General features: G+C 69.7%; 1 pseudogene. It reads left to right on the top strand.

Annotated elements, in window-relative coordinates:
* Positions 1–69: 69 nt before the first annotated feature.
* Positions 70–406 (top strand): annotated as a pseudogene (locus AB4Z02_RS19210) (hypothetical protein); the annotation flags it as partial.

The following is a 406-nucleotide window of genomic DNA, read 5'->3' as shown; positions in this document are numbered from 1 at the left end:
CGTCGACCCAATCTCGTCGATGCCCGAATTCAAGCGGACAGCCGTCACGGTCAAACGGAGGGCGGCGACGTGACAGCCGCCCAGCGACGGCCCCTGCACATCGTCCTGATCGGATACGGCCCGGTCGGCGCTCGTTTCGTCGAGGAACTCCTTCCCTCGGTGAGCGCCGGAACCGTTGAGTTGACCGTCGTCGGGGCCGAAGCCGAGGATGCGTACAACCGGGTTCTGGTAGCCGAGTACGCGGTGGGGGCGGCCGACCGCCGCCGGCTCGACATCACTGACACAGATGCCGCGCTCGCCGCCGGGGTCACCGGGGTTCTGGTAGCCGAGTACGCGGTGGGGGCGGCCGACCGCCGCCGGCTCGACATCACTGACACAGATGCCGCGCTCGCCGCCGGGGTCACCG

This window comes from Pedococcus sp. 2YAF34 (assembly GCF_052114585.1).
In the GTDB taxonomy this organism is placed as follows: Bacteria; Actinomycetota; Actinomycetes; order Actinomycetales; family Dermatophilaceae; genus Pedococcus.
Note: the sequence above shows the minus strand (reverse complement) of the source record. Positions and strands in the feature narration are given on the sequence as shown.